This window comes from Dongia sp., assembly GCF_041909655.1.
GTDB lineage: Bacteria > Pseudomonadota > Alphaproteobacteria > Dongiales > Dongiaceae > Dongia.
The window spans coordinates 1-15,952 of sequence record NZ_JAYRDA010000011.1 but is presented as its reverse complement, the minus strand read 5'-3'; the positions used below and the strand labels follow the sequence as shown (position 1 = coordinate 15,952).

At 62.8% G+C, this 15,952-nt stretch carries 11 protein-coding genes and 1 pseudogene; 11 read left to right on the top strand and 1 reads right to left on the bottom strand.

Annotated elements, in window-relative coordinates; all coding sequences use genetic code 11:
• Position 1: 1 nt before the first annotated feature.
• The 3 genes from ACE3PR_RS18325 to ACE3PR_RS18315 are packed head-to-tail and all read left to right on the top strand — an operon-like array spanning position 2 to position 5,004.
• Positions 2-3,085, top strand: a complete 3,084-nt coding sequence (locus ACE3PR_RS18325) for an efflux RND transporter permease subunit (protein WP_374374953.1) — start codon at positions 2-4, stop codon at positions 3,083-3,085.
• A 46-nt stretch (positions 3,086-3,131) separates the two neighbouring features.
• On the top strand, positions 3,132-3,491 hold the full coding sequence (locus tag ACE3PR_RS18320) for a hypothetical protein (RefSeq protein ID WP_374374950.1): 360 nt from the start codon (positions 3,132-3,134) through the stop codon (positions 3,489-3,491).
• A gap of 55 nt (positions 3,492-3,546) precedes the next feature.
• Positions 3,547-5,004 (top strand): multicopper oxidase family protein, encoded by a 1,458-nt coding sequence (locus ACE3PR_RS18315; protein ID WP_374374948.1) that lies wholly within the window; start codon positions 3,547-3,549, stop codon positions 5,002-5,004.
• Positions 5,005-5,072: 68 nt separating this feature from the next.
• On the opposite strand, the gene ACE3PR_RS18310 is transcribed toward ACE3PR_RS18315, so the two are convergent.
• Positions 5,073-6,101 carry a sulfate ABC transporter substrate-binding protein gene (locus tag ACE3PR_RS18310; RefSeq protein WP_374375113.1) on the bottom strand — a complete coding sequence of 343 codons (1,029 nt, stop codon included), beginning with the start codon at positions 6,099-6,101 and terminating at the stop codon, positions 5,073-5,075.
• 311 nt (positions 6,102-6,412) lie between these two features.
• Here ACE3PR_RS18310 and murJ point away from each other — a divergent pair, with 311 nt between their 5' ends.
• The 8 genes and pseudogenes from murJ to ACE3PR_RS18270 all read left to right on the top strand — a co-directional run.
• The gene (gene murJ, locus ACE3PR_RS18305) at positions 6,413-7,954 is read left to right on the top strand and encodes a murein biosynthesis integral membrane protein MurJ (RefSeq protein ID WP_374374946.1); all 1,542 of its coding nucleotides are present in this window, start codon (positions 6,413-6,415) and stop codon (positions 7,952-7,954) included.
• A 67-nt stretch (positions 7,955-8,021) separates the two neighbouring features.
• Entirely contained in the window at positions 8,022-8,831 is an 810-nt protein-coding gene (locus tag ACE3PR_RS18300) for a DeoR/GlpR family DNA-binding transcription regulator (protein WP_374374944.1), read from the top strand.
• Between the two features lie 292 nt (positions 8,832-9,123).
• Positions 9,124-10,656 carry a glycerol-3-phosphate dehydrogenase gene (gene glpD, locus ACE3PR_RS18295; protein ID WP_374374942.1) on the top strand — a complete coding sequence of 511 codons (1,533 nt, stop codon included), beginning with the start codon at positions 9,124-9,126 and terminating at the stop codon, positions 10,654-10,656.
• A gap of 112 nt (positions 10,657-10,768) precedes the next feature.
• Positions 10,769-12,511: an ABC transporter substrate-binding protein gene (locus ACE3PR_RS18290; protein ID WP_374374940.1), complete on the top strand. Its 1,743-nt coding sequence runs from the start codon at positions 10,769-10,771 to the stop codon at positions 12,509-12,511.
• 84 nt (positions 12,512-12,595) lie between these two features.
• Entirely contained in the window at positions 12,596-13,666 is a 1,071-nt protein-coding gene (locus ACE3PR_RS18285; RefSeq protein WP_374374937.1) for an ABC transporter ATP-binding protein, read from the top strand.
• Positions 13,666-14,739 (top strand): ABC transporter ATP-binding protein, encoded by a 1,074-nt coding sequence (locus ACE3PR_RS18280; protein WP_374374935.1) that lies wholly within the window; start codon positions 13,666-13,668, stop codon positions 14,737-14,739. Before ACE3PR_RS18285 ends, ACE3PR_RS18280 begins: the two co-directional genes overlap by 1 nt.
• An 11-nt stretch (positions 14,740-14,750) precedes the next feature.
• Positions 14,751-15,614 (top strand): carbohydrate ABC transporter permease, encoded by an 864-nt coding sequence (locus tag ACE3PR_RS18275; RefSeq protein ID WP_374374932.1) that lies wholly within the window; start codon positions 14,751-14,753, stop codon positions 15,612-15,614.
• Position 15,615: 1 nt separating this feature from the next.
• A pseudogene (locus ACE3PR_RS18270) lies at positions 15,616-15,952 on the top strand (carbohydrate ABC transporter permease); the annotation flags it as partial.

Genomic DNA, 15,952 nt, shown 5'->3' with positions numbered 1-15,952 from the left:
CATGTTTGATATCTTCATCAAGCGGCCGGTTCTGTCGACCGTCATCTCGCTCCTGATCCTGCTCCTCGGACTGCAATCGATCTTTTCGCTGCAGGTCCGCCAGTATCCGGAACTCTTCAACACCACCATTACGGTGACGACGACCTTTCCGGGCGCCGACGCCGATTTGATGCAGGGCTTCATCACCGATCCGATCCAGAAGGCGGTGGCGACGGCCGACGGCATTGATTACCTCACGTCGAAATCCTATGCCGGGACCAGCGTGGTCACCGTCAACGTGCGCCTCAACGAGGATCCCGACGCCGCCATGACGGCGGTGACGGCCAAGGTCAACCAGACCCGCTCGCTGCTGCCGCGCGGCATCAACGATCCCACCATCGTGAAATCGACCGGCGATCAGTTCGCCTCGATGTATCTGGCTTTCTCCAGCGCGGTGATGAATCCCGGCCAGATCACCGATTATGTGAGCCGCGTCATCCAGCCGAAGCTCTCGACCGTTCCCGGTGTCGCCGATCCGGAACTGATCGGTGGCCAGAAATTCGCCATGCGCCTGTGGCTCGATCCCATTCGGATGGCGCAATACAATATCTCGGCCTCCGAAGTGCAGGCGGCGATCGAAACCAACAACTATCTCGCCGCCGCCGGCAGCGCCAAGGGCTATTTCGACGTGGTCGGTACCACGGCACGCACCGATCTCCGGAGCGTGCAGGAATTCCGCGACCTCGTCATCCGAAATGAAGGCGCGCAGCTGGTGCGCATGTCCGACATCGCCAATGTCGAACTGGGGCCGGAAAGCACCGATTCCTCGGTCTTCGTGAACGGCGACAAGGCGGTCTTCATCGGCATCCAGACGACACCCGATGCCAATCCGCTCACCGTCATCGACGACGTCTACGAGATTCTGCCGGATATCGAATCCAATCTGCCTGCCGGCATGAAGATGCAGGTCGCCTACGATTCCACCATCTTCATCCGCGCCTCGATCGAAGAGGTGCTGAAGACGATCGGCGAAGCGGCCCTCATCGTCATGGTGGTGATCTTCCTGTTCATGGGGTCGATGCGCTCGGTCGTCATCCCGCTGGTCACCATGCCCCTGTCGCTGATCGGCGTCTGCCTGTTCCTGATGATCCTCGGTTTCTCGATCAATCTGCTGACCCTGCTGGCCATGGTGCTGGCGATCGGTCTGGTGGTCGACGACGCCATCGTGGTGGTCGAGAATGTGCACCGGCATATAGAAGAGGGGCTCTCTCCATTCCAGGCGGCCCTGGTCGGGACGCGCGAGATCGCCGGGCCGGTCATCTCGATGACGATTACCTTGGCCGCCGTCTACGCCCCGATCGCCTTCATGACCGGATTGACGGGGGCGCTCTTCAAGGAATTCGCCCTCACGCTGGCGGGTGCGGTCATCGTCTCCGGCATCGTCGCGCTCACACTCTCGCCGATGATGTGTTCCAAGCTGCTGAAGCACAATCCCGACAAGCGCGGGCTTGCCTACCGCATCGACGCGGTCTTCGACGGCCTGCGCAACATCTATCTGCGCATGCTCGGCGCCTCGCTCCGCGACCGCGCGGCGACCGTCGTCTTCGGCTTCATCGTGCTGGCAGCCCTGGGCGCTCTCGGCTTCGTTGTCATGATGAGCAAGGAACTGGCGCCGGTCGAAGATCAGGGCGCCGGCTTCATGGCCTATCAGGGCCCGACCGATGCCAATCTCGACTACATGGATCGCTATGGCGACGCCATGAAGCAGAGCGTGCAGAGCATCCCGGAGATCAACGGCTTCTTCACCATCAACGGCATCGACGGCACCAATTCCGGCTTCGGCGTCGCCGTCTTGAAAACCTGGACCGAGCGCGAGCGCGGCCAGGCGCCGGTGCTGCAGGATCTGACCGGTCATCTCAGCGCCATCTCCGGCATCAACGCCGCGGTCTTTCCGGTGCCCTCGCTGCCGGGCGCCGATGGCGTCCCCATCCAGTTCGTGATCAGCACCATCGCCGATTACGTGACGCTCAACGACGTGGTCGAACGCTTCAAGGAACGCCTCTACCAGGCCGGCTTCCAGATCTTCTATTACGATGTCGATCTGAAATTCGAGAAACCGCAGACCATCGTCGAGATCGACCGCGACAAGGCGGCGGCTTACGGCGTCACCATGGAGGAGATCGCCTCGACGCTAGCCACTATGACCGGCGGAAATTACGTCAACCTGATGAACCTCTACAACAAGAGCTACAAGGTGATCCCGCAGGTGGCGCGTGTCGACCGCCTGGATCCCAACAAGCTGGGCGATTTCTATGTCCGGACGGCGAGTGGCGATTCGGTACCGCTGGGCAGCCTCGTGACCTTGCGCAAGGAAGTGCAGCCGATCGCTCTCAACCAGTTCAACCAGCAGAACGCCGTGATCATCTCGGCGGTGATAGCGGCTCCTCTGGGCACGGCCCTCGAAAAGATGGCCGAGATCGCCGACGAGGTTCTGCCGGAAGGCTTCAGCATCGATTACGCCGGCCAGTCGCGGCAATACATCCAGGAAGGTGCCGCCTTCTGGGTGACGCTCGCTTTCGCCGTCGCCATCATCTATTTGGTGCTGGCAGCACAGTTCGAAAGCCTACGCGATCCCTTCGTGATCCTGATCTCGGTGCCGCTCTCGGTCTGCGGCGCCTTCATCCCGCTGGCGCTCGGCTATTCCACCATCAACATCTACAGTCAGGTGGGCCTGGTGACCCTGGTGGGTCTCATCACCAAGCACGGCATCCTCATCTGCGAAGTGGCGAAGGAACAGCAGGAGAAATACGGCCTCTCCAAGCTGGAGGCGGTCGAAATGGCCGCTGGCCTCCGTCTTCGCCCCGTGCTGATGACCACCGCCGCCATGGTGGCCGGCCTCATTCCGCTGATGTTTGCCAGCGGCGCCGGTGCCGCCAGCCGCATGTCGATCGCCATCGTGATCGTCGCCGGCATGTCGATCGGCACGCTCTTCACTCTCTTCGTGCTGCCGGTCTTCTATACTTTCATCGCCTCGAACCATGCCAAGGCGAAACCGGGCGAGGCCGATCCGCATCATGCGCAACATCCGGCGGTGATCGAGGGTTGACGAAAAGCCCATTGACGAAATGCGGGCGGTGCCTAAGTCTAATCCCATGACCCGGCACCGCCCGATCCTTTCCCGCTTTTGCCTCGCATTCCTGGTGGCGCTCGTCCTTTCGTTCCAGGGCGTGCCGCTGGTTAAGGCCGAGATGGTAACGCCCGTGTCGGAAGCGGCGGCGCCTTGCCATGACATGGCGGACCAGTCAGCCCCCAAACCAGCCAAGCCCGATGCCGATCCCTTCGCCTGCTGCGCCACATTCGCCTGCGGCATGATGGTCCAGGCCCTGCCGCCCGATCCGCTGCCGGAGCGCCGCATCTTCGTCACCCGTTTCGACCGCCCAGCCGGTGCGGAACAAGCCGCGCTCAGCGAACCCGATCCCGCCTGGCGGCCACCGGCAACCTTCTTCCTCTGAACCGATCCATCCGGCTTTTGCCGGCATCCCATCGTTCCGTGGAAGGACATTCTTCATGTCACCGTTTCTTCTCAGCCGCCGCCGGCTCCTGGTCGGCGCATCTTCGCTTGCATCTCTCCCCATCCTGCCGCGTCTCGGCCGTGCCGCTACCGCGCGCCCCCTCGCCATCACCACGCGCCAGATCGAGGTGACGGGCCGCGCCGCCACCATGTTCGGCATCCAGCAACCGGATGGCAGTCATGGCCTCACCCTCTCGCCCGACGAACGTTTCCGGGTCGAACTTGCCAATCAATGCGGCGAGCCCGCGATCATCCATTGGCACGGCCAGACGCCGCCCTTCCTGCAGGATGGTGTTGCAGACAAGGAAAGGCCGCTGATCGAACCGGGCGCCAGTGCGGCTTATGATTTCTCCCCGCGTCCGGGTACGCATTGGATGCATTCCCATCACGGCCTTCAGGAGCAACGCCTGATGGCGGCACCGCTCATCGTCCACACCGCCGCCGATCTTCGTGCCGATGTTCAGGAAGTCGTGGTGCTGCTGCACGATTTCACCTTCCGCGATCCGGTCGAAATCCTGGCCGAGCTCACCGGTGGTCTCGAGCTTGACCATAGCGGCCACGGTGGTGCTCCCGCGCCGGCGATGGATATGGCCGGCATGGATCACAGCACCATGGATCACGGTTCCATGACTCACGGCGCAGGCGGCATGGATCTCAACGACGTCACCTACGACGCCTATCTCGCCAATGATCGCACGCTGGCCGACCCGTTAGTCGTGCGCACGGAAAGAAAAGGCCGCGTGCGACTCCGCCTCATCAATGGGGCCACCAGCACCGCCTTCCATATCAATCTCGGGCGCCTGACCGGCACGGCGGTCGCCGTCGACGGCAACGATATCCAGCCCGTGACCGGCAGCCGCTTTTCACTCAGCATGGGCCAGCGTCTCGACCTCCTTGTCGACATGCCGGAGGCGGGCGGCGCCTTCCCGATCCTCGCCGAGCGGGAAGGAGATGTGGCACGCACCGGTATCATCCTCGCCACCCCAGATGCGGCCATATCCAAGATTGCCGAAGCCGGTGACCAGATGGCAGGCCCGATCGATCTCGCCTGGGAGGCACAATTCCGTGCCGCCCAGCCCTTGCCGGCGCGTGACCCGGATCAACGTCTCGAAGTTGCGCTCACCGGATCGATGTCGCCCTATGTCTGGTCGATCAACGACCAGGTCTTCGGCCAGCATACGCCCCTGCAGGCGGAACTGGGCCACCGCATCGAGATCGATTTCGTCAACCAGACCGGCATGGCGCATCCCATGCATCTTCACGGCCATCATTTCCAGGTCATCGGCATCAACGGACAGGCCCTGGCCGGCGCCCTACGCGACACCGTGCTGGTGCCGATCGACGGGCGTGTCCGCATCGCCTTCGATGCCGACAATCCAGGACGCTGGCCGCTCCATTGCCATAACCTTCTCCACATGGCGACCGGCATGATGACGGAGGTGCTGGTCGCCTGAACGGGCGGGATGGATGTATGACGGGCGGCGACACGGGGAGCCGCCGCCCGTCATCCTGTCAGCCTGCGTCAGTTTGCCGGCTGATAGATCTGGTCGAACGTCCCGCCATTGGCGAAATGTTCGCTTTGCGCCTTGGCCCAGCCGCCGAACAATTCGTCGATGGTAAAGAGGCTCGCCTCGGGAAAGCTCGCCGCGTATTTCTCGGCGATGGCCGGATCGCGCGGCCGATAGAAATGCTGCGCCGCCAGTTCCTGGCTCTCCGGCGCATAGAGATATTGGAGATAGGCTTCCGCGATTTTGCGGGTGCCGCGTGCATCCACATTGCGGTCGAGCACGGCAACCGGCGGCTCGGCGAGGATCGAGACGCTGGGCACAACGATCTCGACCTGATCGGCGCCCAGCTCCTTCTGCGCCAGCAGCGCCTCGTTCTCCCAGGCGAGCAGGACGTCGCCAATGCCGCGCTGGGTGAAGGTGAGGGTGGCACCGCGCGCGCCGGTATCGAGCACCGGCACGTGCTGGAACACTTCCTTGAGGAAGGCCTTGGCCGTTTCCGGCGAGCCGCCCGGCTGCTTGAGCGCCCAGCCCCAGGCCGCCAGATAATTCCAGCGCGCCCCGCCCGAGGTCTTCGGATTGGGCGTGATTACCTGGACGTCGTCTTTAACGAGATCGCCCCAATCCTTGAGGCCCTTCGGATTGCCCTTCCGCACCAGGAAGACGATGGTCGAGGTATAGGGCGAGGCATTGTTGGGCAGGCGCTTTTGCCAATCTTCCGGCAGCAGATCCGCCTTGGCATGGATTTCGTCGATGTCGTAAGCCAGCGCCAGGGTCACCACATCGGCCGGCAATCCCTCGATCACGGCGCGGGCCTGTTTCCCGGACCCGCCATGGGAGGTGTTGACCGAAACATCCTCGCCGGTCTCCGCCTGCCAATGTTTGGCAAAGGCGGCGTTATAGGCCTGATAGAATTCCCGCGTCGGATCATAGGACACGTTCAGCAATTCGGTCTGGGCGCTGGCTGGGGCCGCGCCCAGAGTCGCTACTAGGGGGCCCAAAGCGAGCAGGAAAAGCGCGCTGAGAGCATTCCGATAGCCAATCACTTTCAACAAGTTAGCCTCCTGAAAAACGTTGCGACGTCGTATCTCCGGCGGCCGACCCACCCCCGCCGGGTAGGTGGGTCGGTGAATCGATCTTAAACACGATAATCTCTATCGGTCTAGTAGTCTTAAAATACACAAAGCTGCCGTGATTTGGCCTGGGGCCTGCCATGGTCATCTTCCGCTATGCCTCCACTGTGTCGCTGCGCTCGGCGCTGGGACCGGACTCCATCTCCATGCTAGACACCTCGCAATACCAAAACCCCTTGTCATCGGCCGCGTCGCGTGGCCGTCGAAAGAGATCACGGACCACGATGTTCTCCCTCCGCGCGGTCGCCACTGTCGGCGGCATGACCCTGATCAGCCGCCTGCTCGGCTTCGTCCGTGAAATCCTCATTGCCGGCATTCTCGGCACCGGTCCGATGGCCGAGGCCTTCATCGTCGCCATGCGGCTTCCCAATCTGTTGCGCCAGATGTTCGCCGAGGGCGCCTTCAGTGCCGCCTTCATTCCGATCTTCACGCGGCACCTCACCGAGGAAGGCGAGCGGGGGGCGCGGCATTTTGCCGAGCAGGTGCTGTCGATCATGTTGCTGTTGCTGCTGGTCCTGACGCTGGCGGCGGAAATCGCCATGCCCTGGCTCATTCAGCTCTTTGCGCCGGGCTTCGACGTCTCGCCGGAAAAGTTCAACGCCACGGTGCTCTTCACCAGCATCACCTTCCCTTACATCCTCTTCATGTCGCTCTGTTCGCTGCAGGGCGGCATGCTCAACGGTCTGCAAAAATTCGCTCTTACCGCGGCCGCGCCGATCATTCTCAACCTGGTTCTGGTGGCGACACTCTGGTTCGTCGAGGGCGACGATTTCTTTGTGGCGCGGACCCTGTCCTGGGCGGTCGCCGGCGCGGGTCTCGCGCAATTCCTCTTTCTGACCGGCGCCTGCCACAAGGCGGGGATCGTGCTGCGCCTCACCTGGCCGCGCCTGACGCCGGAGGTAAAGCGCCTCGGCCGCCTGATGCTGCCTGGCCTCTTCGGTGCCAGTGTCACCCAGATCAATCTCGTGGTCTCGACGATCCTGGCTTCACTCCATCCCGGCGCCGTCTCCTACATCTATTATGCCGACCGTCTCTATCAGCTGCCGCTTGCTCTCATCGGTACGGCGATCGGCGTCGTGCTGCTGCCCTCGCTGACCAAGGCGCTGCGCGGCGAAGAGCCTGCGGTTGCAATGCGCATGCATAACCGTGCCCTCGAACTGGGCCTGCTGTTCTCGCTCCCCTCCATGGTCGGGCTGATGGTCGCCAGCGCCCCCATCGTCACCACGCTCTATCAGCGTGGCGCCTTCACCGCGGCCGATTCAGCCGCTGTCTCATTGGCGCTCGTCATCATGTCGGCGGGACTCCCGGCCTATATCGGCTTGAAGGGGCTCACCGTGGGCTTCCTTGCCCGTGAAGATACCGGCACGCCTTTCCGCTTCGCAGTGATCTCGGTCGCCGTCAACATTGCGATCAGCGCGGCGCTTACGCCCAGTTACGGTTTCATCGGCGTTGCTACGGGCATGATGGTGGCGGCCTGGGTCAATGCGGCCCTTCTCACCTGGACCTTGTGGCGCCGCGGCTTCCTGATCTTCGATCAGCGCTTCCGCCGCTTCTTGCCCCGCCAGTTTCTGGCCTGCATCGGCCTCGGCCTCGTCACCTGGCTGGTCAGTCACTTGCTTTGGCCGGGCGGCGAGGCGGCCACCACGCAGCGCGTCATCGCGACCGTGATCATCATCGGTGCCGGTGCCGTTACCTTCGCCGCTCTGGCATTGTTGCTGCGTGCGACCAGCTTGGGCGATCTCCGCATGCTGCGCCGCACCCGGTAGAATTGGCGATTGGCAGCGGGCGAGGGGCACCGTAATCTCCGCCCCATCACCAGCCTGGATCATCTGCATGTTCACGCCGACGCCCCGCCAGAACGACATCCTCGCCATGGCCCGTTTGAACGGGCGCGTGAACGTGGACGATCTTGCCGCCAAGTTCGACGTGACGCCGCAGACCATCCGCAAGGATCTCAATGATCTCTGCGGACAGCGTCTGCTCACCCGCACCCATGGCGGGGCGATCCTCGCTTCCGGCGTCGAGAACGTGGCCTATGAGGCGCGGCGGCATCTGGCCGACAATGAAAAGCGCCGCATCGGCGAACATGCGGCAGCCCTCATCTCGAACGGCTCCTCGCTCTTCATCAATATCGGCACCACAACCGAGGAAGTGGCCCGGGCGTTGAGCTCCCATGAAGGCCTGCTGGTCATCACCAACAACATCCATGTGGCCGGCATCCTGCTGCCGTCGCCGCGGATCGACGTCATCGTGGCGGGCGGCATGCTGCGCCGCTCGGATGGCGGTATCGTCGGCGAGCAGGCGGTCGATTTCATGTCGCAGTTCAAGGTCGATCACGCGGTGATCGGCGTCTCGGCGATCGACGACGACGGCTCGCTGCTCGATTTCGATTACCGCGAGGTGCGCGTGGCCCAGGCCATCATCAAGAATGCACGCAACGTCATCCTGGTGGCCGATTCGATGAAGTTCACCCGCACCGCGCCGGTGCGCATTGGGCATCTTTCCGAAGTGAACGTCTTCGTCACGGATCGTGCTTTGCCTGAGAACATCGCCGAGATCTGCCGCCATGGCGGCACCACGGTCGCGGTGGCACCCGGGGGAGAGATGGGCGGCGAAACCGGCGAAGAATCCGAACCCGTTTAAGTCGTTAGTCCCCTTTCGCATGTGCGAAAAGCGCAACTGACTACATTCGAATTATGCGTTTTAATGTCGATTAATATCCATTTCGAACGCCAATCGCGCGCAAGTTTTCTCTTGTCTTTCGTTTAATTTCGTTTCACCTTCCATAACGAAAATTACGAAAGCCGATCTCCGGCAACGACGCTGTCCGGCGGGAAATGCCGCCGAATAAGCCAAAGCCTGCTTGAGTGCCCGAAATCCGGTGCTCTGGCGGGGTCGACGGGATCGGTGGCGCGGAGGAATGGGTCAGGTCTCAATGTCTTTGGTCGCGGAAATCTTCGACATCGCCGTCATCGGCGGCGGCGTCAACGGGTGCGGTATCGCCCGCGACGCGGTGGGGCGCGGCCTCAAAGTGCTGCTTGCCGAGCAGAACGATCTCGCCAGCGGCACATCCTCGGCCTCGACCAAGCTCATCCATGGCGGTCTCCGCTATCTCGAGCACAAGGAGTTTCGCCTGGTGCGCGAGGCGCTGATCGAGCGCGAAGTGCTCCTGCGCGCCGCCCCCCATATCATCTGGCCCTTGCGGTTCGTCCTCCCCCATCACAAGGGCCTCCGGCCGCGCTGGCTCGTCCGGCTCGGCCTCTTTCTCTACGACCATCTCGGCGGCCGCAAGTTGCTGCCCCCGACGCGCAGCCTCGATCTGCGGCATGACGCGGCCGGTCTGCCGCTGAAGCCCGGTTTCACCCATGCCTTCGAATATTCGGATTGCTGGGTCGAGGATGCGCGGCTCGTCTCGCTGAATGCGCGCGATGCCGCCGATCGCGGCGCCGAGATCCTGGTGCGCACGCGCTGCGTCGAGGCGCGCCGCGAGGCCGGACTCTGGCATCTGCGCCTTGAAGGGCCGGGTGGCCAGCAGCGCAATGTCACCGCGCGGGCGCTGGTGAATGCGACCGGCCCCTGGGTTTCCAGCTTCCTCGGCGGTGCCGTTGGCATGAACGCGCCCGATAAAATTCGCACCGTGAAGGGCAGCCATATCGTGGTCGAGAAATTGTTCGACCATGACCGCGCCTATATCTTCCAGAACGCCGATGGCCGCATCTGTTTTGCCATCCCCTACGAGCATGATTTCACGCTCATCGGCACCACCGATGCCGATTACCAGGGCGAACCCGGCAAGGTCGCCATTTCGGAGGCCGAGACCGATTACCTGCTCTCGGCCGCCAACGAATATTTCCAGGCCTCGGTAACCCGTGCCAATATCCGCTGGACCTATGCCGGGATCCGGCCGCTTTATGACGACGGCGCCAGCAAGGCCCAGGATGCGACCCGCGATTACGTTTTGCGCCTCGATCAGCCGGCGGATGGCGCGCCCTTGCTCTCGGTCTTCGGCGGCAAGATCACCACCTACCGGCGCCTCGCCGAGGCAGCCCTTGAAAAATTGCAGCCGAGCTTTCCCGCCATGGGCAAGCCCTGGACCGACAAGGCGACGCTGCCGGGCGGCGATTTTCCGGTGAACGCTTTCGCGGCACAGGTCGGCAGCATCGCCAAGAAGTACACCTTCCTGGAGCTCAAGGAAGCCCGGCGCCTGGTGCGCGCCTATGGCACACGGGCGGAACGTGTCTTGGGGAATGCGAAATCCGCCGCCGATCTCGGCCGGCGTTTCGGTCCCAGCTTGACCGCCGCCGAAGTCAACTATTTGATGGATCAGGAATGGGCCACGAGCGCCGATGACATCATCTGGCGCCGCTCGAAACTTGGTCTCCATATGCGTGAGGGCGATCAGGTCGCCCTGCAGGATTACATCGCGGAATTGAACGGCACGCGCGCGCTGGTGAGCGGCGGCCGCTAGGCCGTCTCTCGACGCGCCATCCGTCATTCCGCGATCTCGGACCGTCCGGCTGGAGAACGTGCGCACTGGCCGGGCGCTAAATCGTCAAAGCGCACATGAGGAGGAAACGATCATGGCGATCCGTCGTACCGTGTCGTTGGCCGCTCTGATGCTGGCAATGGGATCTGTCCCCGCGTTTGCAGATGCCGAAGCCGCCAAGAAGTGGATCAACGAGGAATTCCAGCCCTCGGCCCTGTCGGCCGATGAGCAGCTCGCGGAAATGGAATGGTTCATCAAGGCCGCCGAGCCGTTCAAGGGCATGGAAGTCAACGTGCTCTCGGAAACCATTCCGACGCATGAATATGAATCGAAGGTCCTGACCAAGGCGTTCGAAGAAATCACCGGCATCAAGGTCAACCACCAGCTCCTCGGCGAAGGCGAAGTCGTCCAGGCGGTGCAAACCCAGATGCAGACCAACCGCTCGCTCTATGACGCCTATGTCAACGATTCCGATCTCGTCGGCACGCATTCGCGTCTGCAATCGGCGGTCAATCTCAGCGACTTCATGGCCGGCGACGGCAAGGACGTGACCAGCCCGACCCTCGATCTCGAGGATTTCATGGGCAAGTCCTTCACCACCGGTCCGGACGGCAAATTGTGGCAGCTCCCTGACCAGCAATTCGCCAACCTCTACTGGTTCCGCAAGGATTGGTTCGACCGCGAAGACCTCAAGGAAAAGTTCAAGGCCAAATACGGCTACGAGCTCGGCGTGCCGGTCAACTGGTCGGCTTATGAGGACATCGCCGAATTCTTCTCGAATGACGTGAAGGAAATCGACGGCGTCCAGATCTACGGCCACATGGATTACGGCAAGCGTGCGCCCGATCTCGGCTGGCGCATGACCGATGCCTGGCTCTCGATGGCCGGCGCCGGTTCCAAGGGTCTTCCCAACGGCCGCCCGATCGACGAATGGGGCATCCGCATGGAAGAGGGTTCCTGCAACCCGTCGGGTGCATCGGTCAGCCGCGGTGGCGAGACCAACGGCCCGGCCTCGGTCTACGCGATCGCCAAATGGGATGAATGGCTGCGCAAATACGCCCCTCCGGGTGCCGCCGATTACGACTTCTACCAGTCGCTCCCGGCGCTCTCCCAGGGCAATGTCGCGCAGCAGATCTTCTGGTACACCGCCTTCACCGCCTCGATGGTGGCGCCGAAGGCCGACGGCAACAATACCGTCGATGACGAAGGCACACCGCTCTGGCGGATGGCGCCCTCGCCGCATGGCCCGTACTGGAAGGAAGGCCAGAAGCTCGGCTATCAGGACACCGGTTCCTGGACGCTGTTCAAATCGACCCCGGTCGAGAACCAGAAGGCGGCCTGGCTCTATGCCCAGTTCGTCACCTCGAAGACGGTCGATGTGAAGAAGAGCCATGTCGGTCTCACCTTCATCCGCGACAGCACCGTGCGGCATGAGAGCTTCACGGAACGCGCTGGCAAGCTCGGCGGCCTGGTCGAGTTCTACCGCTCGCCCGACCGCGTCAACTGGACGCCGACCGGCGTCAACGTGCCTGACTATCCGAAGCTGGCTCAGCTCTGGTGGCAGAACATCGGTGACGTGAACTCGGGTGCGTTCACGCCGCAGGAAGCCATGGACCGTCTCGCCGGCGAGATGGACCAGGTCATGGCCCGCATGCAGCAGGCCGATGAAGCCAACAACACCTATGGCGGCTGCGGCCCGCGCTTGAACGAGGAAAAGGATCCCTCGGAATGGCTCGGCAAGGAGAATGGCCCGCATGCCAAGCTCGATAACGAGAAGCCGCAGGGCGAGACCATCGCCTATGACGAGCTGATCAAGCGCTGGACCGAAAACCAGTAAGCTTGACCTAACGGACGACGGAGCCACCGGGGGCGGGTCCCACCCCCGGTGGCAGTCGACGCATTGAAACGAAACGTGAGCTGAATGACCCTCGAACTTCGACATGTGACCAAGGCGGTCGGCGCCGAAACCCATATCCTCGAGACGAATCTCGTCCTCGAAGAGGGGAGCTTCAACGTCCTCCTCGGCACCACGCTCTCCGGCAAGACCACGCTCCTCCAATTGATGGCGGGCCTCGACCGTCCGTCGAGTGGCGAGATCTGGTTCCGCGGCCAGAACGTGACCGGCATGGCGGTGCAGAAGCGCAACGTCTCGATGGTCTATCAGCAATTCATCAACTATCCCCATCTCTCGGTCTACGAGAACATCGCTTCGCCGCTGAAGGTGGCCGGCATGGACCGGGGAGAGATCGAACGCCGCGTCGGCGCGGTCTCCGAGCTTCTGCGTTTGAAACCCATGCTGCAGCGCCGCCCGGCGGAACTCTCCGGCGGCCAGCAGCAGCGGACCGCCATCGCCCGCGCGCTGGTGAAGGACAGCGACCTCGTCCTCCTCGACGAGCCGCTCGCCAATCTCGATTACAAATTGCGCGAGGAACTTCGCGACGAGCTGCCGCGCCTTTTCGCCGGTCGTCGCTGCATCGTCGTCTACGCCACGACCGAGCCCACCGAGGCCTTGCTCTTCGGCGGCAATACCGCGACCCTGCATGAAGGGCGAGTCACTCAATTCGGCCCCACCGGCGCCATCTACCGGAAGCCCAAGGATCTTCTCTCCGCCCAGGTCTTCTCCGACCCGCCGCTCAACGTGGCGCAGGTCCGTAAGCAGGGCAACCGCATCGAGCTCGCGAACGGAATCGGCTTTGCACTTGAGGGGCCGACCGCGGGCCTGCCCGACGGCCCCTATACCTGGGCGATCCGCGCCCATCACATTTCGCCGGAAGTGCAGCCGGGCCTGGCCGAGCTCAATGGCCGCGTGTTGCTGGCCGAACTTACCGGCTCGGACAGCGTCATCCATTTCCATCTCGACGGCGCCACCTGGATCTCGCAATCCCACGGCGTGCATCCCTTCGATGTCGGCGCCGAGGCGAAGCTCCATGTCGATGTCGCGCGCTCGTTCCTGTTCGGCGCCGACGGCCAGCTTGTGGGAGGATCCGAATAATGGCGCGCATCACCATCGACCGCCTGCGCCATGCGTATGGCGCCGCCCCGCAGAAGCCCGAGGATTGGGCGCTCAAAGAAATGAGCCTGGAATGGGAAGACGGCGGCGCCTATGCGCTGCTCGGCCCCTCAGGCTGCGGCAAGACCACGCTTCTCAACCTCATCTCGGGCCTGCTGCACCCGACTGAGGGCCGCATCCTCTTCGACGACCGCGATGTCTCCAACGCGTCGCCGGAAGACCGCAATATCGCCCAGGTGTTCCAGTTCCCGGTCATCTACGACACCATGACGGTCTACGACAACCTCGCCTTCCCCTTGCGCAACCGCAAGGTGGCGCCGGACGAGATCGACCGCCGCGTGCGCGAGATCGCGGGCATGCTGGATCTCGAAGCCTCGCTGATGAACCGCGCCTCGGGCCTTACCGCCGACGGCAAGCAGAAGATTTCGCTGGGCCGCGGCCTGGTGCGCTCCGACGTCAACGTGATCATGTTCGACGAGCCGCTCACCGTGATCGACCCGCATCTCAAATGGGTGCTGCGCTCGAAATTGAAGGAGCTCCACCACCGCGTCAAGCGCACCATGATCTACGTCACCCATGACCAGACCGAGGCGCTCACCTTTGCCGACCGCGTCGTCGTCATGAACAATGGCGAAGTGGTGCAGGTGGGGACGCCGATCGAGTTGTTCGAGCGCCCGGCCCATACCTTCGTCGGCCATTTCATCGGCTCGCCTGGCATGAACGTGCTGCCGGCGGCCCTCGAGAATGGCGGCGTCAGCTTCATGGGCTCGCGCATCGAGGTGATCGAGCAGGACCGCGCCGAAGCCGCCGTCGGCGGTCGCGTCGAGGTGGGCATCCGCCCCGAATTCGTCAGCTTCGCGGGTCACGGCGGCCTCGCTGTCGATATCGGCAAGGTCACCGATGCCGGCCGCTTCCGCATCGTCGAAGCGCGCCATCAGGGCCATCTCATCCGCGTGCTGGTGCCCGAAGGCATGGCCGTGCCCGCCGGCGGGGCGCATCTGCGCTTCGATCGGCAGCACACGCATCTCTACCGCGACGGCTGGCTGGTAGCGTAAGGAGCCAAGGCATGTACAAGCAAGTCAATCAGAAGGCCTGGTTCCTGGTCCTCCCCGTGGTGATCCTGGTCGCCTTCAACGCGGTCATCCCGCTGATGACCGTGGTCAATTACTCAGTCCAGGAAACCTTCGGCGACAACGTCTTCTTCTGGGCCGGGGTGCAGTGGTTCGAGCAGGTCCTCAATTCGCCGCGCTTCCACGAGGCACTGCTGCGCCAATTGCTCTTCAGCGCCATCATCCTCGCCATTGAAGTGCCCTTGGGCCTCATCATCGCCCTGGCGATGCCGCGGAAGGGCTTCTGGGTTTCGGTCTGCCTCGTCTTGATGGCGCTGCCGCTGCTCATTCCCTGGAACGTCGTGGGCGCCATGTGGAACATCTTCGCGCTCCCCGAAATCGGGTTGCTTGGGAAGGGGCTCAACAATCTCGGCTTCGATTACAATTACACGCGCCAGCCGGTAACCGCCTGGTTCACCACGGTGCTGATGGATGTCTGGCACTGGACCTCGCTGGTGGTGCTGCTCTGTTATGCCGGCCTCGTCTCGATCCCGGACGATTACTACCGTGCCGCCAAGATCGACGGCGCCTCAGCCTGGGCGGTCTTCCGCTACATCCAGCTCCCGAAGCTGAAGCGCGTTCTCACCATCGCCGTGCTGCTCCGCTTCATGGACAGCTTCATGATCTATACCGAAGTGAAGGTGCTGACCGGCGGTGGCCCCGGCAACGCCACTACCTTCCTCTCGATCGATCTCGACAAGATGGCGCTGGGCCAGTTCGATCTCGGCCCGGCTGCCGCCATGTCGCTCATCTACTTCCTGATCATCCTGCTTTTGAGCTGGCTGTTCTATACCCTCATGATGCGGAACGAGGCCCAGTAACATGCGCAAGCGCTCACTCATTCCGATCGTCTACATCCTCTTCCTGATGCTGCCGATCTATTGGCTGGTGACGATGTCGTTCAAGACCACGAACGAGATCCTGGGCGGCTTCTCGCTGTTCCCGCAAGCCTTCACGCTCGACAACTACATGAAGATCTTCACCGATTCGACGTGGTATTCGGGCTATATCAATTCACTCACCTATGTCGTCGCCAACACCATCCTGTCGGTGGCGGTCGCCTTGCCTGCCGCCTATGCCTTCTCGCGCTATCGATTCCTGGGCGATAAGCATCTCTTCTTCTGGCTGCTCACCAACCGCATGGCGCCGCCGGCGGTCT

Excerpts from the sequence above, each read along its gene's own strand:
- ACE3PR_RS18300 (WP_374374944.1), top strand. The coding sequence starts at position 8,022 with ATGTTCACGCCGACGCCCCGCCAGAACGACATCCTCGCCATGGCCCGT.
- murJ (WP_374374946.1), top strand. The coding sequence starts at position 6,413 with ATGTTCTCCCTCCGCGCGGTCGCCACTGTCGGCGGCATGACCCTGATC.
- ACE3PR_RS18315 (WP_374374948.1), top strand. The coding sequence starts at position 3,547 with ATGTCACCGTTTCTTCTCAGCCGCCGCCGGCTCCTGGTCGGCGCATCT.
- ACE3PR_RS18280 (WP_374374935.1), top strand. The coding sequence starts at position 13,666 with ATGGCGCGCATCACCATCGACCGCCTGCGCCATGCGTATGGCGCCGCC.
- ACE3PR_RS18285 (WP_374374937.1), top strand. The coding sequence starts at position 12,596 with ATGACCCTCGAACTTCGACATGTGACCAAGGCGGTCGGCGCCGAAACC.
- ACE3PR_RS18325 (WP_374374953.1), top strand. The coding sequence starts at position 2 with ATGTTTGATATCTTCATCAAGCGGCCGGTTCTGTCGACCGTCATCTCG.
- ACE3PR_RS18290 (WP_374374940.1), top strand. The coding sequence starts at position 10,769 with ATGGCGATCCGTCGTACCGTGTCGTTGGCCGCTCTGATGCTGGCAATG.
- ACE3PR_RS18320 (WP_374374950.1), top strand. The coding sequence starts at position 3,132 with ATGACCCGGCACCGCCCGATCCTTTCCCGCTTTTGCCTCGCATTCCTG.
- glpD (WP_374374942.1), top strand. The coding sequence starts at position 9,124 with ATGTCTTTGGTCGCGGAAATCTTCGACATCGCCGTCATCGGCGGCGGC.
- ACE3PR_RS18275 (WP_374374932.1), top strand. The coding sequence starts at position 14,751 with ATGTACAAGCAAGTCAATCAGAAGGCCTGGTTCCTGGTCCTCCCCGTG.